Source organism: Mesorhizobium sp. PAMC28654 (assembly GCF_020616515.1).
Classification (GTDB): Bacteria; Pseudomonadota; Alphaproteobacteria; order Rhizobiales; family Rhizobiaceae; genus Mesorhizobium.
The window spans coordinates 3,364,743-3,386,875 of record NZ_CP085135.1; the positions used below are offsets into that span (position 1 = coordinate 3,364,743).

Consider the following 22,133-nt stretch of genomic DNA (forward strand, 5'->3'; position numbering starts at 1 on the left):
GGCTCACATTCCCGAATGGGAAATATAGGTTTTTTCGACCCGGATTGCACCTTTTGTCGGATTCAGGCGCCCGCCTTCGCCTCTTTCTTCAGCCGCTCGATGGCCATCAGCACGCGCTCCGGTGTTGCCGGCGCATCGAGGCGTGGACAGATCTTGTTGTCGGCGACGCTTGCCACCGCATCCGAAAGCGCATGAAGCACCGACATGCCGTGCGGCAAAGGCGGCTCGCCGACCGCCTTGGAGCGATGGATGGTCGGCTCATAGGCTTGCGACCAGTCGGTCAGCGCCACGTTGAATATCTTTGGGCGGTCGGATGCGAGCGGGATCTTGTAGGTCGACGGCGCATGCGTGCGCAGCCGGCCCTTGTCGTCCCACCAGAGCTCTTCCGTCGTCAGCCAGCCCATGCCCTGGATGAAGCCGCCCTCGACCTGGCCGATGTCGATGGCCCGGTTCAGCGAGCGCCCGCAGTCGTGCAGGATGTCGGTGCGCTCGACCACATATTCGCCGGTGAGCGTATCCACCGACACTTCCGAACAGGCCGCGCCATAGGCGTAGTAGTAGAAGGCATGGCCCTGGCCCTTGCTGCGGTCCCAATGGATTTTCGGCGTCTTGTAGAAACCGGCCGCTGAAAGCTGGATGCGCGAAATGAAGGCCTGCCTGACCAGGTCGTTGAAGCTGATCTCCTGGTTGCCGACGCGAACCCGGTTGGGCAGGAACACCACCTGATCGATCGGCACCTGATATTTCTCGGCGGCGAAATCGGTGAGCCGCTGACGGATCTGCCGCGCCGCATTCTGCGCCGCCATGCCGTTGAGATCGGCGCCCGAGGACGCCGCCGTCGGTGCCGTGTTCGGCACCTTGGCGGTGGTGGTGGCGGTAATCTTCACCCGGTCGAGATCTATCTGGAATTCCTCGGCCACGACCTGCGCCACCTTGAGGTGCAGGCCCTGGCCCATTTCCGTGCCGCCATGGTTCATGTGCACGGAGCCATCGGCATAGACATGCACCAGAGCGCCGGCCTGGTTGGACTCGGTCTTGGTGAACGAAATACCGAACTTGACCGGCGTCAGCGCCAGGCCGCGCTTGATGAAGCGGCTCTTGGCGTTGAAGGCCGATATCTCTTGCCGCCTTCCGGCATAATCGGCACTTTCCTCCAGTTCGGCCACGATGCGGTGGATGATGTTGTCTTCGACCTTCTGGTGATAGGGCGTGACGTTGCGGGTGCCGATCGCGTCCATCGGATCGTAGAAATTCAGCTTGCGGATTTCGAGCGGGTCCTTGCCCACGGCGAAGGCAACCTCGTCGATGATGCGCTCGGCGCCGACCATGCCTTGCGGGCCGCCAAAGCCCCGGAAAGCCGTATTGGAAACGGTGTTGGTGTAGAGCGGCGCCGACCTGGCGTGGACATTCGGATAGAAATAGGCGTTGTCGCAATGGAACAGCGCACGGTCGCCGACGGGACCTGACAGGTCGGCCGAGAAGCCAGCATTGAGTGCGAACATGAAGTCGACGCCGAGGATATTGCCCTCATTGTCGAAACCGACGTCATAGTCGATGGCGAAGTCGTGCCGCTTGCCGGTAGCGGTCATGTCCTCGTCGCGGTCGAGCCTGACCTTGACGGCCCGCTGATGCTTCTTGGCCGCGATCGCGGCGATGGCCGCGCACTGGTTGGCCTGTGTTTCCTTGCCGCCGAAGCCGCCGCCCATGCGACGGACTTCCACGGTCACCGCGTGGCTGGGAACGCCGAGCACATGGGAGACAAGGTGCTGGGTTTCGCTCGGGCCCTGGGTTGAGCAGTAGACCGTGACCTCGTCGTCTTCGCCCGGCACAGCCAACGACACCTGGCCCTCGAGGTAGAAGTGGTCCTGTCCGCCGAGTTTCATCCGCCCCTTCACCCGACGGGGTGCAGCGGCGATCGCGGCGGCCGCGTCGCCGCGCCGCAAGGTCAGCGGCGTGGTGACCAGCTTGTCCTTGACCGGGTCGAGGCCCCATATGTCGATGATGGCGGGTAATTCGTCATATTCGATCCTGGCCAGCCGAGCGGCGCGCCGTGCTTGCTCGCGCGTCGTGGCGATGACCGCGAAGATCGGCTGGCCGAAGAACTGTACCTTGCTTTCCGCCAGCACCGGATCGTCATGCATGTTGCTCGGCGACACATCATTCTCGCCAGGCACGTCCGCATAGGTCAACACATCGACGACGCCGGGCGCTGTCCGCACCGCCGAGAGGTCGACGCTCTTCAGAATGCCGTGCGCGACCTTGGACAGGCCGAGCCCGGCATGCAGCGTGCCGGCCGGCTCCGGCATGTCATCGATGTAAACGGCCGTGCCGCCGACATGCTTGTGCGCGGAATCATGGCGCTGATCGGTGGCAACACCGCCAACGATCTTTACCGCCTTGAGATTTTGAGTGGCGTGGTTGTTCATCAGGCAGCCTCGTGTCGCGAGACCTGAATCGGCGCTTTGGTACCGCTGGTCTCGGCAAAGAACCGCAACAGAAGATTGCGCGCGGCCAGCGCCCGATATTCGGCGGAGGCACGCATGTCGGTCAACGGTGTGAAATCATCAGCATACTTCGCCATCGCCGCCTCCACCGTCTGCTCCGTCCAGGGTTTGCCAAGTAGCGCATGCTCGACCGTCGAGGCTCGTTTCGGCGTTGCCGCCATGCCGCCATAGGCGATGCGGACATCCGCGACGGTACCGTCCTTGGCCAACGTCAGCAGGAAGGCGCCGAGCGTGGCCGTGATGTCCTCGTCGCGGCGCTTGGTGACCTTGTAGACGGCGAATTTCGTGCCCTTGGCGGGAACCGGCACATGCACCGCCTCGACGAATTCGCCGGGCTGGCGGTCCTGCTTGCCATAGGTAATGAAGAATTTCTCCAGCGGGATCGTGCGCCGCTCCTTGCCCCTGCGCAGCGTCAGCTGTGCGCCGAGCGCGATCAAGGGCGGCGGCGTGTCGCCGATCGGCGAACCGTTGGCAACGTTGCCACCGATCGTTCCCATGTTGCGAACCTGTTCGCCGCCGATGCGATCGACCAGCGCGCCCAGCGCCGGGATGCGTTTGGCGAGCGTCGAGAACGCCTCGGTGTAGGTGACGCCGGCGCCGATGGTGATGACACCATCCTCCTCGGACATCGCGCACAGACCTTCGAGATTGCCAATGAACACCGCCGGCGAAATATCGCGCATATGCTTGGTCACCCACAGGCCGACATCGGTCGAGCCGGCCACGATGGTGGCGCCCGGCTCCTTGTCGAGGATGTCAGCGAAATCATCGACATCGGCCGGCACGATCAGCCGCGCCTTGGCCGTGCCGACCTCGACGCGCAGGCCGTCGTTCATCGCTTCAAGCCGGGCCGTGATCGCCTTGCGCTCCACCGCCAGCGGGTCCTTCGCCGACTTGCCATAGCTGGAGATGGCGCGGGCCGCACGCATGATCGCCTCGTAGCCGGTGCAGCGGCAGAGATTGCCCTGCAAGGCCTTTTCTATTGCCCCGTCCGACGGGTCCGGCGACTTCATCCACAGACCATAGAGCGACATGACGAAGCCCGGCGTGCAGAAGCCGCATTGCGATCCGTGGAAATCGACCATCGCCTGCTGGACGGGATGCAGTTTGCCCGGCTCGCCGCGCAGATGCTCGATCGTCACCACATGAGTGCCGTCGAGCGAGCCGAGGAAGCGTATGCAGGCATTGACGCTTTCATAGACCAGTCCGCCGCTAGACAGTTTGCCGACCAGCACCGTGCAGGCGCCACAATCGCCTTCGGCGCAGCCTTCCTTGGTGCCGCGCAGCGTGCGGTTGAGCCGCAGCCAGTCGAGCAAGGTCTCGTCGGGCGCGACCGCGGCGAGGGCGATGTCCTGCCCGTTGAGGATGAAGCGTATCTCGTTGCGTGTCGTGACCGTGACCATGCCTCAGCTCCCCCTGTAGGTCGAATAGCCGTAGGGCGAGACGAGCAGCGGCACATGATAGTGCACCGGTTCGGCCATGCCGAAACGGATCGGCACGACGTCAAGGAAGGCTGGCTCCGGCAGCTTTGTTCCCTGTCGGCGCAGATAGTCGCCGGCCGCGAAGACCAGCTCGTATTCGCCGGTGCGGAAATCCCCGCCAGCAAGCAATGGCGCGTCGCAGCGGCCATCGGCGTTGGTGGCAACGGTCTTCAAATGGGTCCGCGCGGTGCCGTCGATGCGATAGAGTTCGATCGACAGCCCGGCCGCCGGCTTGCCTGTCGCGGTATCGAGGACGTGCGTCGTCAGGCGCCCGCCGTCGGCTTTCAACGTCTCTGCCACTGGCCGCCTCCCATTTCCAATACGACGAACTGGCCCAATACGAACGAACTGGCCCGGTACAGCCGAACACTACTGCTGAATTGTGCGCCAATTAAAGGCGATGCATAAGTCCCGGTCGAGCGGAGCGCGGCAAAAACACTTTCAAAAATTTCGAGGGAATGCGCACGCGGCCCTTTCGACTATTCTGAACACACTCCCGGCAGCGGCCGGCAGGAGGGATCATGCGTTACGAACGAGACATGCGCGGCTATGGTGCCAATCCGCCCGATCCGAAATGGCCTGGCGGGGCGCATGTCGCCGTGCAGTTCGTCGTCAATTACGAGGAAGGCGGCGAGAACTGCGTCCTGCATGGCGACAAGGCATCCGAAGCCTTCCTGTCCGAGATTGTCGGCGCCGCGCCCTGGCTTGGCCAACGCCACTGGAACATGGAATCGATCTACGAATATGGCGCGCGCGCTGGATTCTGGCGACTTCTTCGCCTGTTCAACGAGTCCGAAGTACCGATAACCTGCTACGGCGTCGCCACCGCGCTCGCCCGCTCGCCAGACCAGGTCACGGCGATGCAGGACGCCGGCTGGGAGATCGCCTCGCACGGGCTGAAATGGATCGACTACCGCGACCATGCCGCGGAGGATGAGCGCCGCGACATGGAAGAAGCGATCAAGCTGCACTACGAGGTGACCGGCCAGCGCCCGACCGGCTGGTATACCGGCCGCAGTTCGGTCAACACGGTGCGGCTGGCGGCACAGGAAGGTGGCTTCGACTATGTGTCGGACACTTATGACGACGAACTGCCCTACTGGTTCGAGCATGAAGGCGGCGCCCAGCTCATCATCCCCTACACGCTCGACGCCAACGACATGCGCTTCGCCACGCCGCAGGGGTTCAATTCGGGCGACCAGTTCTTTGCCTATCTGAAGGATAGTTTCGACACGCTCTATGCCGAGGGCAAGACTGGGCGGCCGCGCATGATGAACATCGGCCTGCATTGCCGCCTCGTCGGGCGGCCGGGCCGTGTCGCGGCGCTGAAGCGCTTCGTCGACTATGTGAAGTCGCACGACAAGGTCTGGCTGGCGCGGCGCATCGATATCGCCAAACACTGGCAAGAGAACCATCCCTACACGCCGGCGGCACTGCGTCCGTCGAAGATGGAATTCGAGACGTTCGTCCACACATTCGGCGGCGTGTTCGAGCATTCGCCGTGGATCGCCGAGCGGGCCTACGAACTGGAACTCGGTCCGACGCACGACACGGCCGGCGGCCTGCACAACGCGCTCTGCCGCATCTTCCGCGCCGCCAGCGAGACTGAACGGCTCGGCGTGCTCAACGCCCATCCCGACCTTGCCGGCAAGCTTGCAAAGGCCAAGCGGCTGACGGTGGAATCGACCAGGGAACAGACCTCGGCTGGCCTCGACGCGCTGACCGACAAGGAGCGCGAACTGTTCACCAAGCTCAACGCCGCCTACGTCACCACCTTCGGCTTCCCCTTCATCATCGCGGTGAAAGGCAAGACCAAGGAGGAGATCCTGGCGGAGTTCGAAACACGCATCGGCAACAGCCGCGCGGCCGAATTCGACACCGCCTGCAAACAGGTGGAGCGCATCGCGCTGCTCCGCCTCAAGGACATGCTCCCTTCATAGGTTTGAACTCATGGATACGCTCAAGATGCCCGACCGAACCTATTATGCACCGCATGGCGGTCATCCCGGCCAGAACGAGCTTCTGACCGGTCGCGCCGTCTTCACCGAAGCCTACGCCGTCATTCCCCGGGGCGTGATGCAAGACATCGTCACCAGCGCCCTGCCGTTCTGGGACAAGACCCGCGTCTGGATATTGTCACGACCGCTGTCCGGTTTTGCCGAGACGTTCTCGCAATACATCGTCGAGGTCGCGCCCGGCGGTGGCAGCGACCGGCCGGAACCCGATGCTGGCGCCGAAGGCGCCCTGTTCGTGGTCGAGGGTGACCTCACCGTCATGCTTGCCGGCAAGAAACATGTGTTGCGTCCCGGCGGCTTTGCTTTCCTGCCGCCGGCAAGCGGCTGGACGGTTCGCAACGAAAGCAAGGCTGCCGTCCGCTTCCACTGGATTCGCAAGGCCTACGACGCCGTCGATGGCCTCGATGCGCCCGAAGCCTTCTTCACCAACGAGCAGGATATCGCGCCGACACCGATGCCCGGCACCGAAGGCCGCTGGGCGACAACGCGTTTCGTTGATCCCGCCGACATGCGCCACGACATGCACATGACCATCGTGACGCTCGAACCGGGCGCCGTCATTCCCTTCGCGGAGACCCATGTCATGGAGCACGGCCTCTATGTGCTGGAAGGCAAGGCGGTCTATCGCCTGAACCAGGACTGGGTCGAGGTCGAGGCCGGCGACTATATGTGGCTGCGCGCGTTCTGCCCGCAGGCCTGCTACGCCGGCGGCCCGGGCAGGTTCCGCTACCTGCTCTACAAGGACGTCAACCGGCACGCCAAGCTTGGCGGCGCCGGCATCGCGAAGCGCGCGCCATGACCCGCATCGTCGCGCGGCCGCTGACCCGCGAGAGCTTTGCCGAATTCGGCGACGTGATCGACATGGGCGGCGACAACCACTATCCGATCAATGGCGGCAGGGCCGAGCGCTATCACGATCTCGCCACGGCGCAGGCGACTGGCCCCAACGCCCGCGTGCTGATCTCGATGGTGCGCGGCACGCCCTACGAATTGCCGCTGAAGCTGACCATGGTCGAGCGCCATCCCTTCGGCAGCCAGGCCTTCATCCCGCTGTCGCCGCGCCCGTTCCTGGTCGTCGTCTGCCATGACGGTGATGAGGGGCCGGGCGAGCCGCATGCCTTCATCACCGCGCCCGGACAAGGCATCAACTATTCCCGCAATCTCTGGCATGGCGTGCTGACGCCGATCGGCGAGGCCCAGGATTTCCTGATCGTCGACCGTGGCGGCGACGGCTCCAACCTCGAGGAATTCCATTTCTCGCACGCCTACGAGATCCACCTCCCTTAATTTGTTGTGCATGTCGTTATCCCAAACCCGGGGCACTTTTGTGCGACATGCGGCAGGAGACCCGATAATGACCGACATTTCGCTGATCGACCGCCTGCTCGACGTCATCGAGCATGACATCGTGCCGAAGACGGCGGATGGCGTTGCCCATGGCAACAAGCTGTTCGGCGCGGCGATCCTGCGCAAGGACGACCATTCGCTGGTGCTGGCCGAGACCAACAACGAGATGGAAAACCCGCTCTGGCATGGCGAGGTGCACTGCCTCAAGCGCTTCTACGAAATGCCGAAAGCCGAGCGCGTCGACACCAAGGACGCCATCTTCCTGGCCACGCACGAACCCTGTTCGCTGTGCCTGTCGGCGATCACCTGGACCGGCTTTGACAATTTCTACTACCTGTTCTCCCATGAAGATTCGCGCGACAGCTTCGCCATTCCGCACGATCTGAAGATCCTCAAGGAGGTCTTCACCCTCGATCCCGGCGGCTACAATGCCGAGAACGCCTATTGGAAAAGTTTTTCCATACGCAAGCTGGCGCGGGCACTGCCCGAGGCCGAGCGTCAGCGCCTGGAGGCGCGCATCGGCAGGATTTCGGCGCTCTACGAAGACATGTCCGGCGCCTATCAGGCGAGCAAGGACGAGAACGACATTCCGCTGAACTGATCGTTTTCGTCGGTCAATTGGCAGCTCAATCGCTTCCTACAATTGGAGACGACAACTATCGAGGTTGGCGCTGCCCCTCATTGCCCTGCCGGGCATTTCTCCCCGTATGGTGACGGGGAGAAAGAAGCGCTCCAGGCAACCGCAGCGCCCATGGCAGGTCGCATATTTCGCTGCTCCAGTCGCGAATGGCGATTGAAAGTTGCCTCGCTGCGGGGCGTTATGCAGCCATGAAAACCATCACTGAATTTCCCCGCAAGGTCATCGAATTCCCGGACACGGCGATCGTCATGCCGGATGGCTGCCGGCTTTCGGCGCGGGTGTGGATGCCAGACGATGCCGGCGACGATCCGGTACCGGCGATCCTTGAGCATCTGCCCTACCGCAAGCGTGACGGCACGATCTTTCGCGATCAGCTGACGCATCCCTATTTCGCCGGCCACGGCTACGCCTCGATCCGCGTCGACATGCGCGGCAATGGCGATTCCGAAGGGCTGATGGACGACGAATATTCCGAGCAGGAATTGCAGGACGCCTGCGACGTCATCACCTGGGCGGCATCCCAGCCCTGGTGCAACGGCAATGTCGGCATGATGGGTATTTCCTGGGGCGGCTTCAACTGCCTGCAAGTTGCGGCCAAGCAGCCGCCGGCGCTGAAGGCGGTGATCAGCCTGTGCTCGACCGTCGACCGCTACGCCGACGACATCCACTACAAGGGCGGCTGCCTGCTGATCGAGAATTTCGGCTGGGCCTCCACCATGCTGTCCTATTCGTCGCGGCCGCCGGATCCGCTGATTGCCGGCGACAACCGGTGGCGTGATCTGTGGCTGACCCGGCTGGAGAACGAGCCCTTCCTGGCACCGCTGTGGCTGAAGCACCAGCACCGCGACGCCTACTGGAAACGCGGCTCGATCTGCGAGGATTTTTCCGCTGTCAAAGCCGCGGTGCTGTCGATCGGCGGCTGGCATGACGGCTATCGCAACACCGTCTCCCACTTGGCCACCAACATCGAAGCGCCGGTGAAGGGCATCATCGGCCCCTGGATCCATAAGTATCCGCATTATGCCGCACCCAAGCCCGCCATCGGCTTCCTGCAGGCGGCCCTGCGCTGGTGGGACCGCTGGCTGAAGGACATCGACACCGGCGTCGAGGCGGACCCGGCCTACCGAGCCTATGTGATGGACAGCGTGCGTCCCGCGCGCTGGCACCCGGAACGGCCGGGCCGCTGGGTGGCGGAACAGGAATGGCCCTCGCCGAACATCAAGGCGGAAGCGACCGAGCTGATGCCCAAGGGCGGCAAACCCGCAATCGTGGCCTCGCCGCAGACCTGCGGCCTGGCCGGCGGCGAATATTTTCCGTTCACCTTCGGCCCGGAATTGCCGGGCGACCAGCGGCCCGACGACGCGCTGTCGGTGTGTTTCGACCAGCCGCCGCTGACCGAGGCGATCGACATCGTGGGCGCGCCGGAGGTTCTGGTTCAGCTCGCCTCGGACCGCCGGCAGGCCAACATCGCGATCAGGCTGTGCGACGTGCATCCCGACGGCACCTCGGAACTGATCTCTTATGGCGTGCTCAACCTGACGCATCGCAACTCGCATGAATTCCCCCAGGCCCTGGTCCCGAGCGAAACGGTGTCGGCGCGCGTGGTGCTCGACCAATGCGCCTACCGCGTGCCTGCCGGCCATCATCTTCGCATCGCCGTTTCGAATGCCTACTGGCCGATGATCTGGCCGTCGCCGGAACCGGTCCGCCTCGACCTCTCCGCAGCGACATTGATGCTGCCGTTGCGGCCCCTGGCGAAAGGCGACGAGATTTCATTCCCAGCCCCAGAGGGCGCCACGCCTTGGGCGACCGAAACGATCCGCGCCGCCAATTCCGAGCGCCATGTCGGGCGTGACGAAAAGACAGGAATCGTCACGCTTTCCATCGTCGACGATTTCGGCGAACTGCGCGATGCCGAGCATGGCCTTTCCCATGGCAGCATCGCCCGCGAGACCTGGGCGATCCATCCTGACGATCCCTTGTCAGCCTCGGGCAAGACGCACTGGACACAGACCCTGTCGCGAAATGGATGGTCGGTCCGGACCGAAACATCGGCCGAGATGCGATCCGACGCGCAAAACTTCATCGTCAGCGCCCGAATCGAAGCCTATGAAGGCGAAATCCTGGTTTTCGAGCGCAACTTCGAGGAGAAAATTCCACGCGCTCTGCTCTGAGTGCTCGACGGATTGGTCCAAAAGCGACGTACGATTTACGCCACGGCATGTCGCATTCCGTCTTGCTTACCGCATTAGCTTACCCTCATTATTCCAGAGAGAATAAACAAGAAAAATCGGCCGCAGAGTCGAACCAACAGAGTGAGGAACTCAAAATGTCAAACGAACTCGAATTCCTTAGCCGGCGTGTCGCATCGGGCAAGCTGAGCCGTCGTGATTTTCTCGGTCGGGCGGCAGCGCTCGGCGTTACCGCCCCCTTTGCCAATCTGCTGCTTTCCAGTGCGGCGCGCGCGGCTGGCCCGGTCAAGGGCGGTACGCTCAAGGCCGGCCTGGTCGGCGGCGAATCCACCAACAGCCTCGATCCGGCGCTGATGATGACGCAGGTGCCGTTCGCGTTCGGCAAGATGTGGGGCGAAATGATCGTCGAGCTGTCGCCGGACGGCAAGCTCGAGAACCGCATCGCCGAGGAGATCGGTTCGTCGCCGGACGCCAAGACGTGGACGCTGAAAATCCGCGACGGCGTCGAATTCCACAATGGCAAGACGGTGACCGCCGACGACGTGGCCGCCACGCTCGAGCGCCATTCCGACGAAAAGTCGAAGTCCGGCGCGCTCGGCTACATGAAGGGCATCGCCACCATCAAGGCCAGTGGCAAGGAAGTCGTGCTGACGCTGAAGGAGCCGAATGCCGACCTTCCCTACCTGCTTAGCGACTACCACCTGATCGTGCAGCCCAATGGTGGCAAGGACAAGCCAGATGCCGGCATCTCGGCTGGCCCCTACAAGATCACTACCAACGAGCCGGGCGTGCGCCACGGCGGCGAGCGTTTCGCCAACTACTGGCAGGGCGACAAGATGGGCCATGCCGACCAGATCGAAATCATCGTCATCAACGACGCCACGGCGCGGACGGCGGCCCTGCAGGGCGGCCAGGTCAACATGATCAACCGCGTCGAGCCGAAGATCGTCGACCTGATCAAGCGCGTGCCGGGCGTGACCATCCGCAACCACGCCGGTCCCGGCCACTACGTCTTCATCATGCACTGCAACACGGCGCCGTTCGACAACGCGGATTTGCGCATGGCGCTGAAGCTGGCGATCGACCGCGAGGAGATGCTGAACAAGGTGCTGCGCGGCTACGGATCGCTGGGCAACGACTTCCCGATCAATGCCTCTTATCCGCTGTTCACGGAGATCGAGCAGCGCAAGTATGATCCCGACAAGGCCAAGTTCCACTTCAAGAAGTCTGGCCATGACGGCTCGGTGCTGCTGCGGACCTCGGATGTCGCCTTCCCCGGCGCCGTCGATGCGGCTCAGCTCTTCCAGCAGAGCGCGGCCAAAGCCGGCATCACGCTTGAGATCAAGCGCGAACCCGGTGACGGCTACTGGTCGGAAGTCTGGAACAAGCAGCCCTTCTGCGCGTCCTACTGGGGCGGGCGCTCGACCCAGGACCAGATGTATTCGACCGCCTATCTGTCGACGGCTGACTGGAACGACACGCGCTTCATGCGTCCGGACTTCGACAAGATGGTGCTGGCCGCGCGCGCCGAGCTCGACGAGACGAAGCGCAAGGCGATGTACCACGACATGGCCGTCATGGTGCGCGACGACGGCGGTCTCATCCTGCCGATGTTCAACCAGTTCATCGACGCGACCGGCGCCAAGGTCGACGGCTGGGTGGACGATCCGCATCAGGAATTGATGAACGGCTACGCCTTGGCGAAGTGCTGGCTGCAGGCCTGAGCCGGCTTTGCAGATATGTCTTCACCCATCCTGAAACTCATTGCCCAGCGCATCGCGCTGGGCATTCTCCTCCTGCTGGCCGTTTCGGTCCTGATCTTCGCCGGCACACAGATCCTGCCCGGCGACGTCGCACAAGCCATTCTCGGACAATCGGCGACGCCGGAGTCGCTCGCCAATCTGCGCGCGCAGCTCGGACTGAACGACCCGGCCTATATCAGGTATTTCCACTGGCTCGGCGGTGTGCTGACCGGCGATCTCGGCACGGCGATGTCGAGCGGCCAGGATATCGCAACGTCGATCAAGGGACGCTTGTGGAATACGCTGTTCCTGGCCTTCTGGGCGGCGATCGTGGCCGTGCCGCTGGCGATCATCCTTGGCCTGATTGCCGTACGCTACCGCAATGGCTGGATCGACAAGCTGATCTCGGGCCTCGCGCTCGCCTCGACCTCGTTTCCCGAATTCTTCATCGGCTATGTGCTCGTCTATTTCTTCGCCGTGAAGTGGCAGATCTTCCCAGGCATCTCCACCGTCTATGACGGAATGCCATTCCTTGAGCGGATGCAGGCGATCGCGCTGCCGGCGACGGCACTGACGCTGGTCGTTCTCGCACACATGATGCGCATGACGCGCGCCGCGATCCTCAATGTCATGCAGTCGGCCTATGTCGAGACGGCGGAACTGAAGGGCCTGTCGGCTTTCAACGTGATCCGCAAGCACGCCTTCCCCAATGCAATCGCGCCGATCATCAACGTCGTCATGCTCAACCTTGCCTATCTGATCGTCGGCGTGGTCGTGGTCGAGGTGATCTTCGTCTATCCCGGCATGGGACAGTACCTCGTCGACCACGTCACCAAGCGCGACGTGCCCGTGGTGCAGGCCGTCGGCCTGATCTTCGCCGCCGTCTACATCAGCCTGAACATCATTGCGGACATAGCGGCGATCGTCGCCAATCCGCGTCTCAGACATCCGAAATAGGGGGCGGATATGCTCGATATCAAACGCATCCCCATCCCGGCGCTGATCGGCATAGTCCTGACGACGTTGTTCGTGCTGGCGGCGATATTTGCTCCATGGATCGCGCCGCACGGCAATGGCGAGATCATTGGTGACGTCTGGGAACCGATGTCGGCGGCGCATTGGCTGGGCACCGACAATCTCGGCCGTGACCTGCTTTCGCGCATGATCTACGGCGCCCGCATCACGCTGTTCATCGCGGTGCTTGCCACAGCGCTGTCGTTCTCGCTCGGCGCCATCCTTGGCTTCTCGGCGGCGGTGTTTGGCGGCTGGTTCGACACGCTGCTATCGCGCCTCGTCGACCTTTTGATGTCGATCCCGACCCTGATCATGGGCCTGGTCGTGCTGTCGGTGCTGCCGACCAACCTGGTGACGCTGATCCTGGTGATGGGTATTCTCGACTCAACCCGCGTCTATCGCCTGTCGCGGGCCGTGGCCGTCGATATCAACGTCATGGACTATGTCGAGGCGGCAAAGCTGCGTGGCGAGGGCAGTGGCTGGATCATCTTTCGCGAGATCCTGCCCAACGCGCTGTCGCCACTGGTTTCGGAACTAGGCTTGCGCTTCATCTATGCGGTGCTGTTCCTGTCGACGCTGTCCTTCCTCGGCCTTGGCGTGCAACCGCCAGATGCCGACTGGGGCGGCATGGTCAAGGAAAACAAGGACGGCATCGTCTTCGGCATAGGGGCAGCATTGATCCCGGCCGCGGCAATCGCCATGCTGGCGATTTCGGTGAACCTGGTCGCCGACTGGGTGCTCAACCGTACGACAAGCCTCAAGGGAGGACGTGGGTGATGGCCGAACAGCGACCGAAGTCCGACTTGCTCCTCGACATCCGCAATCTGCGCATCGAGGCCACCGTCTTCCCACCCGGCGAGCCGCCGAAGAACATCGTGTTGGTACACGATGTTTCGCTGACCTTGCAGAAGGGCAAGGTGCTTGGCCTGATCGGCGAATCCGGAGCCGGGAAATCGACCATCGGCCTGTCCTCGATGGGCTATGGCCGCGGCGGTGTGCGCATTACCGGGGGTGAAGTGATCCTGAACGGCCGCGACATCCTCAAGGGCGGCAAGGACGGCTTTCGCAAGCTGCGCGGCCACGAGGTCTGCTACGTGGCGCAATCGGCGGCCGCCGCCTTCAACCCCGCCCACCGGTTGATGGACCAGGTGGTCGAGGCCACGCTCCTGCATGGCAGGGCCACGAGGGCCGAGGCCGAGAAGCGCGCGGTCGCGCTGTTCAGAAAACTCAGCCTGCCAAACCCGGAAACCATCGGCGAACGCTTTCCGCACCAGGTGTCGGGCGGCCAGCTGCAGCGGGTAATGACGGCGATGGCGCTGTGTTCGGAACCGGACTTGATCGTCTTCGACGAGCCGACCACCGCGCTCGACGTGACGACGCAAATCGACGTGCTGGCGGCAATCAAGGATGCCATCCGCGATACAGGAGTTGCCGCGCTCTACATCACCCACGATCTTGCCGTCGTCGCCCAGGTTTCCGACGAGATCATGGTGCTGCGCCATGGCCGGCTGGTCGAATGGGGCGGCACCCGCCAGATCATCAAGGAACCGCGCCAAGAATACACCAATGCGCTGGTATCGGTGCACGAGATCGAACATGCCGAGCAGAAGCCCGGCGCGACGCCGTTCCTGTCGGTGAAAAACGTCACCGCCGCCTACGGCCGCAGCCACATCAAGGTGCTGAAGAATGTCTCGGTCGATATCTACCCGGGCCAGACGCTGGCCGTGGTCGGCGAATCCGGCTCCGGCAAGTCGACGCTGGCGCGTGCCATCACCGGCTTGCTGCCGCCAGAAGAAGGCACCGTCACCTTTGACGGGCGTCCGCTGGCCAACAAGCTTGCCGACCGGCCGAAGGAAGACCTGCGCCAGTTGCAGATGATCTACCAGATGGCGGACGTGGCGATGAACCCGCGCCAGACGGTCGGCACCATCATCGGCCGGCCGCTCGAATTCTATTTCGGCATACGTGGCCGCGAACGCGACAAGCGCGTCGCTGAACTTCTCGACAAGATCGAAATGGGCAAGGGCTTTTCCGATCGCTACCCGGCCGAGCTTTCCGGCGGCCAGAAGCAGCGCGTCTGCATTGCCCGATCGCTGGCGGCCAAACCGAAGCTGATCATCTGCGACGAGGTGACCTCGGCGCTCGATCCGCTGGTGGCGCATGGCATCCTTGAGTTGTTGCTCGAACTCCAGAAAGAGGAAAACGTCGCCTATCTGTTCATCACCCATGACCTGGCGACAGTGAAGTCCATCGCCGATTCGATCGCGGTCATGTATCGCGGCGAGGTGGTGCGATACGGCCCGAAGAGCAAGGTGCTGGCGCCGCCATTCGACGCCTATACCGACCTTCTGCTGTCTTCGGTTCCGGAAATGGAGATGGGCTGGCTGGAGAAGGCAATCAAGGGACGGCGCATGGCCAGCGCGGGGAATTAGGCCGACTGGAGTCATCAATTCACAGCTTGGGCGTACCAAAGTGCTGCGACCGTCATGCGGTTGCAATGCAGGACAAACAGGATTGACACCAACGGGCGCCGCCCGTGCATTTTTAGGTTTGCAATAGGGGGACTTTGATATGAAGACCGAACTCGACCATCTTGCTGAACTCGCCGGCCAGGGCCGGATATCGCGTCGTGCCTTCCTGGGGCGCGCCGCCGCACTCGGCGTGTCCGCGGCATTTGCCACGACACTGGCCGGGAAAGCCTTCGCGCAGACGCCGGTCAAGGGCGGCACCATCAAGGCCGGCCTGCAGGGCGGCGAATCGACCAACAGCCTCGATCCGGCGCTGAACCTCAGCCAGGTTACCTACAGCTTCGGCAAGCTTTGGGGCGAGTATCTCGTGCGCCTCACCCCCGAGAACAAGCTGGTCAACCTGATCGCCGAAGACATCGGCGCCTCAAAGGACGCCAAGACATGGACGATCAAGGTCCGTGACGGCATCGAATTCCACAATGGCAAGACGGTCAGCGCGGAAGATGTCGCGGCCACCATCGAACGCCATGCCGACGAGAAGTCGAAGTCGGGCGCGCTCGGCATCCTCAAGAATATCAAGGGCGTCAAGGCGAGCGGCAAGGAAGTCATCGTCACGCTCGGCGACGCGGATGCCGACTTCCCGTACCTGATGGCCGATTATCACCTTGTCATCCAGCCGAATGGCGGCAGGGACAACCCGAATGCCGGCATCAGCGCCGGCCCCTACAAGGTTAGCGTCAACCAGCCGGGCGTGCGCCACGGCGGCGAACGCTTCGCCAATTACTGGCTTGGCGACAAGGCCGGCCATGCCGACCAGGTCGAGATCGTCGTCATCAACGACGCGACGGCGCGTCTGGCCGCCCTGCAAGGCGGTCAGGTCCATATGATCAACCGCGTCGAGCCGAAGGTCGTGGATCTGGTCAAGCGCATTGCGGGCGTCAGCATCGAGAACGTCTCGGGCAAGGGCTACTACCCGTTCAACATGTTCTGCGACACCGCGCCCTTCGACAGCAATGATCTGCGCATGGCGCTCAAGCTCGCCATGGACCGTGACGAGATGCTGGAGAAGATTCTGCGCGGCTACGGTTCGGCCGGCAACGACTTTCCGATCAACGAAGCCTACCCGCTGTTTACCGCCATCGAACAGCGCAAATTCGATCCGGAAAAGGCAGCCGCCCTTTACAAGAAGTCCGGCCATAGCGGCTCGGTCGTGCTGCGTACGTCCGACGTCGCCTTCCCCGGCGCCGTCGACGCCGCCCAGCTCTATCAGCAGAGTGCCGCCAAGGCCGGCATCAAGATCGAGATCAAGCGCGAGCCGGGCGACGGCTACTGGTCGGAAGTTTGGAACAAGCAGCCCTTCTCGCTTTCCTACTGGGGCGGACGTGCCACGCAGGACCAGATGTACTCCACCGGCTACGTCTCGACCGCCGACTGGAACGACACGCGCTTCAAGCGGCCGGAGTTCGACAAGATGCTGTTCACAGCGCGCGGCGAGCTCGACCAGGACAAGCGCAAGGCGATCTACCATGACATGGCCATGCTGATGCGCGATGAGGGCGGGCTGATCGTGCCCTTCTTCAACCAGTTCATCGACGCGGCAGCCACCAACAAGATCGGCGGCTTTGCCAAGAGCCCGATCGGCGAAATGATGGATGGCTACGCGCTTGCCGAGTGCTGGCTCAACGCTTAGTCAAGATCCGATCGTCTGATCAATCCAGGAGAACGCCGTGTGCCCATGACGGCACACGGCGTTCCTGTCTCAACGACCAACCGCATGGAGCAGCCCGTGGCGCTCAAATCAAAACTCCTGCTGATCATCCTCGATGGCGTTCCCTACAGGAACTGGCGCCGGCTGATGGGCAATCTCGAAGGCTGGGTGCAATCGCGCGAGGCGAGCGTCTGGAAGATGCGCTCCGTCCTGCCGTCGACCTCGGCCTGCTGCTACGCCTCGATCCACACCGGCGTCTCGCCCCAGGTGCACGGCATCCTGTCCAATGAGAACCGGTTCCGCGTCGAGCAGCCTGATATTTTTTCGGAAGTCAGCAAGGCCGGCGGCAAGACGGGCGCGGTCACGCATTCCTACTGGTCGGAGTTCTTCCGCGCCTATCCTTTCGATCTGGTCGAGGACATGGAGTATGACGAGCCGGGCGGGCCGATCACGCATGGCCGCTTCCACACCATGACCGGCTACAATGCCAGGAACCAGATGACGCCGAGCGATGTCGACCTGTTCGCGACGCTGACCATGCTAACCAAGCGCCACGGCATCGACTACGGCATCCTGCACACCTGCACGCTGGATTCGATGGGTCACCGTTTCGGCCATGACTGCCACGAGATGGACCATGCCGTTTACGCCATGGACGGCATGCTCGCCGCCTTCCTGCCGCGCTGGCGTGAAGCCGGCTACGAAGTGATGGTCACCGCCGACCACGGCCAGACCGACCGCGGCCACCATGGCGGCCATGACGACGAGATGCAGGATTTCGCGCTCTATTATTTCGGATCCGGCAAGGGGCCGGAAGGCGATGCACTGCTCGACCAGTTGCAGCTGGCGCCGACAATCCTGAGCCGCCTTGGCGTGCCCGTGCCGGCGACGATGAAGGCGAAGTCTTTCTTGGGGTGAGAAGCGGCGGCCGAAGGCCACGAAAAGCCAATTGCTTGGCTTTTCGAGCTTCGAACGCCCTGAGCCCGCGAAGGGCCGGGTTAACGCGGATCGGCGTGCGGCGCCGATGACGGTGCTGGAAGAAACGCGGCGCTGCCGTCCCTACGCTATGGTTTCGGGCGTTCGTCACTTCAATCGACAAATCGTTGTCGATTGACCCGCCTCTGGCGGGACGCTCCTCACCCTCTGGCAACATCCCCATACTTCGGTTAGCCTCCGCGAATTCCTTGGCGGAGGATGAACCTTTTTGGACCGATCAGCGACAGAGCAGGCAGGAGCCAGGCGGCTCGACCGGCGATGACGGCCGCGACGGAGACCGATCGCGCGCTTGTCGACCGGGTCGCGAAGGGCGACCGTGCCGCCGTGCGGCTCCTGTTCATGCGTCACCACGCGCGGGTCTACCGCTTCGTGGCGCGCCAGACGGGATCGGAAATGATGGCTGACGATATCGCGAACGAGGTGTTTCTGGAACTGTGGCGACAGGCGCCAGGTTTCGAGGGGCGTTCCGAAGTCTCGACATGGCTGCTCGGCATCGCCCGTTTCAAGGCGCTGTCCCTGCTGCGCAAGCGGAAGGAAGACTGGATCGACGACGAGGCCGCCGCCGCGGTGCCCGACAGCGCCGACACGCCGGAAGTCGTCACCATGAAGGAGGACAAGGCTGCTGCCTTGCGCCGCTTCGTCGATGCCTTGCCGGACGAACACCGCGTGGTGATCGACCTCGCCTACTATCACGGACAATCGGTGAGCGAGATCGGCGAGGTGCTCGACATTCCTGTCGCCACGGTCAAGACCAGGATGTTCTACGCCCGCAAGAAACTCGGCGAAGCCCTGAAGGCCGCCGGTTACGACAGGGGGTGGCCATGAGCGCCGCTGAAAAAATGTCGCGCCGCGACGAAATGGAAACGCTGCTGCCGTTCTATCTGAACGGCTCGCTGGAAGGGTCCGATCTGGAAGCCGTCGAGGAATGGCTGGCCAGCTATCCCACGGCGATGGGCGCGCTCGGCGAGGCCGAGGCCGAATTCTCCGGCACCGCCGCCGCAAATGAAGCGATCCGGCCGCCGGCCGATGCGCTCAGCCGCTTCGCCAGGGCGCTTGACGCCGAGGCCGGTCCGGCGCGCGCGCCGGCAAATCCGTCCTGGCTGGCGCAGGCGTGGAACCGCTTCATGTCGGTTCCCGCTGGTGTCGCCTGGGCCGCCGCCGCGGTGCTGCTTGCCGTCATCATGGTGCAATCCCTTGTACACCCCGGCGGCAAGGGCGGCGATTTCGAGGTTGCCGGGGCGGAAACCGACCTGGCGAAGATTCCGTTCGCGCTGGCAAGGTTCAAGCCGGATGCGAGGATGTCTGATATCACCGGCTTTCTTGGCCAGAATGGTTTGAAAATCCTGGATGGCCCGACCGCCGACGGCGTTTTCCGACTGGGTATCCCCGCCACGACCGCGGCTGACTATGAAAAAGCGCTCGGCCTTATTGCTGCCCAGCCTTTCGCGGAAGCTGTGATGGAGGGAAGGAAACCGGCCAGTGGCGGCTAAGGCGGTCATTCGATTTTCGGTGGCAGTGGCGATGACAATCGCCGCCGGCTCGGCCTTCGCGCAAACCAACGATCCGAACCTGAGCCAGACGCAGATCGACTGCCTCGACCGGACGAACGCCGCGGGCGCCGACTGCAACAAGGGAAGCGGCGACACGAAGACCGGCGGAAAAGACAATGCAGGTGCGACGCCCGGCACGGATAAGGCGCGCCCCGGCGCTGTGTTTCTTCCCAGCCTGATCGTCGATCTGTTCCCCAATCCTTCCGGCGCGAGCCCAACGCCAACCACCAACTCGCCCAGCGAGCCGGCAAACGGCGCGGCACCGCCGTCTCAGCCCGTTGCCACGCAGGCCGCCGCGCCGAGTGGGCCTGTCACCCCGCCCACGGGTCTCGTCCTGACCGAGCCGCCGCGCGCTGTCTCCGGCGCGTTCGTGCCCGACGAGGTGTTGGTGACGGTTGCCGGCGATGCTGGAGCCGTGCAGCAGATCGCCAATTCGTTTGGCCTTCAGGTGCGTTCGCAGCGCCAGTCCAGGCTGCTCGGCTCGACGCTGGTGCGCTTTGGTATCCCCGATGGACGCCCGGTCGGCGTCGTGCTGGCGCAGCTTGCCGCCGACGGCCGCACCCAGAGGCGCGAGCCCAACCACATCTATTCGCTGCAGCAGGCGGCCACCATCGTCAACTATGCCTTCGACCACATCGTGCTCGATCCGAAACAGGCCAGCGGCGAGAATGTGCGCATTGCCGTCATCGACACCGGCATCGACGACACCAACCCGGCGCTGTCCGGCGTCATTGGCGGGCAGTTCGACGCCATGCCCGATGTGCCGATCAAGGCGCGCGACCATGGCACATCCGTCGATGGCCTGATCGCCGGTGTCGGAACGCTCGAAGGCATGGCGCCAGGCGCCAGAATATACCACGCCCGCGCCTTCGAAGGCGGCAAGTCCACCATGGATGTCATCCTGGCGGCGCTGGACTGGGCTGCGGACCAGAATGTCCGAATCATCAACATGAGCTTTGTCGGCCCGAAGAACGACTTGCTGGGCACGGCCTGCCAGAACGCGCGGGCGCTGGGCATCGTGCTGGTCGCCGCCGCTGGGAATAACGGGCCGAAGGCTCCCTATGGCTACCCGGCCGCCTTCGACAGCGTCATCGCGGTGACCGCCACCGATGCCAAGGACCAGTTGATGCCGCAGGCCAATCGCGGACCCTACGTGTTCATCTCCGCCCCCGGCGTCGAGATGGTGGCGCCGAGTGGCGCGGGGTCGGATGTGGTCACCGGCACCTCGTTTGCAGCGGCAATCGTGACCGGCGCCATCGCCAACCTCTTTCATGCCGCGCCCGACCGCACCGCCGACGGCGTCGAGAAGGCGCTGGCCACGACCGCCAGGGATCTCGGCGGGCATGGCCGTGACGATGATTTCGGCTACGGGCTGCTGGATATCAAGGCGGCCGAGGCGGCGAAGGAATAGACCCAGGCCCCTGGGCCGGATCAGTCATGGCACATATCAAACTGGCGCGCCGGCGACCGATCCCCTGACCACCAGATCGACCGGCCAGACTTCCCCTCGCGCGCCCTCCTCCAGCCCGGAAATCCGTGCCGCCAGCCGCTCGGCAATGCGGGCGCCGGCCAGCCGGATCGAAGAGCGCGTGGTCGACAGCGGAACGGAGAAATTTTCTGGCTTCAGCCAGGGGAAGACGTCGTCATGGGCGATCAGCGACACGTCGCCCGGGATGGTGAGGCCGAGGTCGCGCACCGCGCGCACGACGCCCAGCGCCATGATCAGGCTGGAACAGGCGATCGCCGTCGGCGCATCCTGCTGTTCGAGCAATCGCCTGGTGGCGCGATAGCCATTCTCCTCGGTCATCGAGACAGAGCAGACATGGCGCTCGCCCAGTGCCAATCCACTCGCCGCCAGGGCGCGGCGCACGCCGCGCTCGCGATGGATGGCGAAGGTCTCGCGATCATCGCCATTGATCAGCGCCAGCCGGCGGTGGCCAAGCTGGATGAGAAGCCTGGCTGCCTCGTGGAACGCGCCCTCATTGTCGATGTCGGTGAAAGGATAGTCGAAGTCGAACCCTTCGCTGCGACCATGCACGATGAAGGGAATGCCGAGCGCGTTGACCAGCGCGACGCGGCGGTCGGCGGGTCTCGGCGACGAGATGTAGACCGCGTCGACCTGCTTGTTGGCGATGATACGCCTGTAGGTCGTCTCCTGGTCGTCGGCATCGGCCGGCGACAGCACCAGGTCAAGCTCATGCGAGCGGGCATAGTCGCCAAGGCCGGACAGGAACTCGACGAAATGCGGATCGATGTCGACGGAGGCACCCGTCGGCAGCACATAACCGATCATCCCGGTCTTGCCGGTCGCCAGCCGCCGCGCGCTCGGATTGGGGCGATAGCCATGGCGCTTGGCGGCATCCACGACCCGCCGGCGGGTTTCCTCATTGACCTCCGGATAGCCGTTCAGCGCACGGCTGACCGTGGTCTGCGAAAGCGCCAGCATGTGCGAGAGTTGCTTGAGATTCACGGGAGG

At 63.5% G+C, this 22,133-nt stretch carries 18 protein-coding genes; 14 read left to right on the forward strand and 4 right to left on the reverse strand.

Annotated features, from left to right (window positions below):
- Positions 1–62: 62 nt before the first annotated feature.
- From xdhB to uraH, 3 genes are read right to left on the reverse strand one after another with little or no spacing between them, the layout of a single operon-like run.
- A complete protein-coding gene (xdhB, locus tag LGH82_RS16415) occupies positions 63–2,426 on the reverse strand; it encodes a xanthine dehydrogenase molybdopterin binding subunit (RefSeq protein WP_227343744.1) in 2,364 nt (787 codons plus the stop codon).
- Positions 2,426–3,907, reverse strand: coding sequence for a xanthine dehydrogenase small subunit (xdhA, locus tag LGH82_RS16420; RefSeq protein ID WP_227343745.1), 1,482 nt, complete (start codon positions 3,905–3,907; stop codon positions 2,426–2,428). Before xdhA ends, xdhB begins: the two co-directional genes overlap by 1 nt.
- A 3-nt stretch (positions 3,908–3,910) precedes the next feature.
- A complete protein-coding gene (uraH, locus tag LGH82_RS16425) occupies positions 3,911–4,285 on the reverse strand; it encodes a hydroxyisourate hydrolase (RefSeq protein WP_227343746.1) in 375 nt (124 codons plus the stop codon).
- Positions 4,286–4,506: 221 nt separating this feature from the next.
- On the opposite strand from uraH, the gene puuE reads away from it, so the two are divergent.
- From puuE to LGH82_RS16495, 14 genes are all read left to right on the forward strand, one after another.
- Positions 4,507–5,925, forward strand: a complete 1,419-nt coding sequence (puuE, locus tag LGH82_RS16430; RefSeq protein ID WP_227343747.1) for an allantoinase PuuE — start codon at positions 4,507–4,509, stop codon at positions 5,923–5,925.
- 10 nt (positions 5,926–5,935) lie between these two features.
- Positions 5,936–6,799, forward strand: coding sequence for a bifunctional allantoicase/(S)-ureidoglycine aminohydrolase (locus tag LGH82_RS16435; protein WP_227343748.1), 864 nt, complete (start codon positions 5,936–5,938; stop codon positions 6,797–6,799).
- Positions 6,796–7,287 carry an ureidoglycolate lyase gene (locus LGH82_RS16440; RefSeq protein ID WP_227343749.1) on the forward strand — a complete coding sequence of 164 codons (492 nt, stop codon included), beginning with the start codon at positions 6,796–6,798 and terminating at the stop codon, positions 7,285–7,287. The genes LGH82_RS16435 and LGH82_RS16440 overlap by 4 nt, the downstream gene beginning before the upstream one ends.
- A 67-nt stretch (positions 7,288–7,354) precedes the next feature.
- The gene (locus LGH82_RS16445; protein ID WP_227343750.1) at positions 7,355–7,948 is read left to right on the forward strand and encodes a nucleoside deaminase; all 594 of its coding nucleotides are present in this window, start codon (positions 7,355–7,357) and stop codon (positions 7,946–7,948) included.
- Positions 7,949–8,175: 227 nt separating this feature from the next.
- Positions 8,176–10,161, forward strand: coding sequence for a CocE/NonD family hydrolase (locus LGH82_RS16450; RefSeq protein ID WP_227343751.1), 1,986 nt, complete (start codon positions 8,176–8,178; stop codon positions 10,159–10,161).
- Positions 10,162–10,316: 155 nt separating this feature from the next.
- Complete coding sequence (locus LGH82_RS16455; protein ID WP_227343752.1) at positions 10,317–11,903, forward strand: ABC transporter substrate-binding protein; 1,587 nt, start codon at positions 10,317–10,319, stop codon at positions 11,901–11,903.
- A 15-nt stretch (positions 11,904–11,918) separates the two neighbouring features.
- Positions 11,919–12,878, forward strand: a complete 960-nt coding sequence (locus LGH82_RS16460) for an ABC transporter permease (RefSeq protein ID WP_227343753.1) — start codon at positions 11,919–11,921, stop codon at positions 12,876–12,878.
- 9 nt (positions 12,879–12,887) lie between these two features.
- Positions 12,888–13,712 carry an ABC transporter permease gene (locus tag LGH82_RS16465; RefSeq protein WP_227343754.1) on the forward strand — a complete coding sequence of 275 codons (825 nt, stop codon included), beginning with the start codon at positions 12,888–12,890 and terminating at the stop codon, positions 13,710–13,712.
- A complete protein-coding gene (locus LGH82_RS16470; protein ID WP_227343755.1) occupies positions 13,712–15,367 on the forward strand; it encodes an ABC transporter ATP-binding protein in 1,656 nt (551 codons plus the stop codon). Before LGH82_RS16465 ends, LGH82_RS16470 begins: the two co-directional genes overlap by 1 nt.
- 139 nt (positions 15,368–15,506) lie before the next feature.
- The gene (locus LGH82_RS16475) at positions 15,507–17,093 is read left to right on the forward strand and encodes an ABC transporter substrate-binding protein (RefSeq protein WP_227343756.1); all 1,587 of its coding nucleotides are present in this window, start codon (positions 15,507–15,509) and stop codon (positions 17,091–17,093) included.
- 84 nt (positions 17,094–17,177) lie between these two features.
- On the forward strand, positions 17,178–18,029 hold the full coding sequence (locus LGH82_RS16480) for an alkaline phosphatase family protein (protein ID WP_227349609.1): 852 nt from the start codon (positions 17,178–17,180) through the stop codon (positions 18,027–18,029).
- Between the two features lie 336 nt (positions 18,030–18,365).
- Positions 18,366–18,932, forward strand: coding sequence for a sigma-70 family RNA polymerase sigma factor (locus LGH82_RS16485; protein WP_227343757.1), 567 nt, complete (start codon positions 18,366–18,368; stop codon positions 18,930–18,932).
- Positions 18,929–19,597 (forward strand): anti-sigma factor, encoded by a 669-nt coding sequence (locus LGH82_RS16490; protein WP_227343758.1) that lies wholly within the window; start codon positions 18,929–18,931, stop codon positions 19,595–19,597. The genes LGH82_RS16485 and LGH82_RS16490 overlap by 4 nt, the downstream gene beginning before the upstream one ends.
- Complete coding sequence (locus LGH82_RS16495) at positions 19,587–21,068, forward strand: S8 family serine peptidase (RefSeq protein ID WP_227343759.1); 1,482 nt, start codon at positions 19,587–19,589, stop codon at positions 21,066–21,068. The genes LGH82_RS16490 and LGH82_RS16495 overlap by 11 nt, the downstream gene beginning before the upstream one ends.
- Positions 21,069–21,104: 36 nt before the next feature.
- Here the strand turns inward: LGH82_RS16495 and LGH82_RS16500 are convergent, their stop codons facing one another.
- A complete protein-coding gene (locus LGH82_RS16500) occupies positions 21,105–22,127 on the reverse strand; it encodes a substrate-binding domain-containing protein (RefSeq protein ID WP_227343760.1) in 1,023 nt (340 codons plus the stop codon).
- Positions 22,128–22,133 lie beyond the last annotated feature (6 nt).

What these genes read in the sequence shown, in the direction of transcription:
- LGH82_RS16445 (WP_227343750.1), top strand. Translation starts at nt 7,355, where the DNA reads ATGACCGACATTTCGCTGATCGACCGCCTGCTCGACGTCATCGAGCAT.
- xdhA (WP_227343745.1), bottom strand. Translation starts at nt 3,907, where the DNA reads ATGGTCACGGTCACGACACGCAACGAGATACGCTTCATCCTCAACGGG.
- LGH82_RS16490 (WP_227343758.1), top strand. Translation starts at nt 18,929, where the DNA reads ATGAGCGCCGCTGAAAAAATGTCGCGCCGCGACGAAATGGAAACGCTG.
- LGH82_RS16485 (WP_227343757.1), top strand. Translation starts at nt 18,366, where the DNA reads ATGACGGCCGCGACGGAGACCGATCGCGCGCTTGTCGACCGGGTCGCG.
- LGH82_RS16455 (WP_227343752.1), top strand. Translation starts at nt 10,317, where the DNA reads ATGTCAAACGAACTCGAATTCCTTAGCCGGCGTGTCGCATCGGGCAAG.
- LGH82_RS16435 (WP_227343748.1), top strand. Translation starts at nt 5,936, where the DNA reads ATGGATACGCTCAAGATGCCCGACCGAACCTATTATGCACCGCATGGC.
- puuE (WP_227343747.1), top strand. Translation starts at nt 4,507, where the DNA reads ATGCGTTACGAACGAGACATGCGCGGCTATGGTGCCAATCCGCCCGAT.
- LGH82_RS16440 (WP_227343749.1), top strand. Translation starts at nt 6,796, where the DNA reads ATGACCCGCATCGTCGCGCGGCCGCTGACCCGCGAGAGCTTTGCCGAA.
- LGH82_RS16480 (WP_227349609.1), top strand. Translation starts at nt 17,178, where the DNA reads ATGGAGCAGCCCGTGGCGCTCAAATCAAAACTCCTGCTGATCATCCTC.
- LGH82_RS16475 (WP_227343756.1), top strand. Translation starts at nt 15,507, where the DNA reads ATGAAGACCGAACTCGACCATCTTGCTGAACTCGCCGGCCAGGGCCGG.
- LGH82_RS16465 (WP_227343754.1), top strand. Translation starts at nt 12,888, where the DNA reads ATGCTCGATATCAAACGCATCCCCATCCCGGCGCTGATCGGCATAGTC.
- LGH82_RS16450 (WP_227343751.1), top strand. Translation starts at nt 8,176, where the DNA reads ATGAAAACCATCACTGAATTTCCCCGCAAGGTCATCGAATTCCCGGAC.
- LGH82_RS16470 (WP_227343755.1), top strand. Translation starts at nt 13,712, where the DNA reads ATGGCCGAACAGCGACCGAAGTCCGACTTGCTCCTCGACATCCGCAAT.
- xdhB (WP_227343744.1), bottom strand. Translation starts at nt 2,426, where the DNA reads ATGAACAACCACGCCACTCAAAATCTCAAGGCGGTAAAGATCGTTGGC.
- LGH82_RS16460 (WP_227343753.1), top strand. Translation starts at nt 11,919, where the DNA reads ATGTCTTCACCCATCCTGAAACTCATTGCCCAGCGCATCGCGCTGGGC.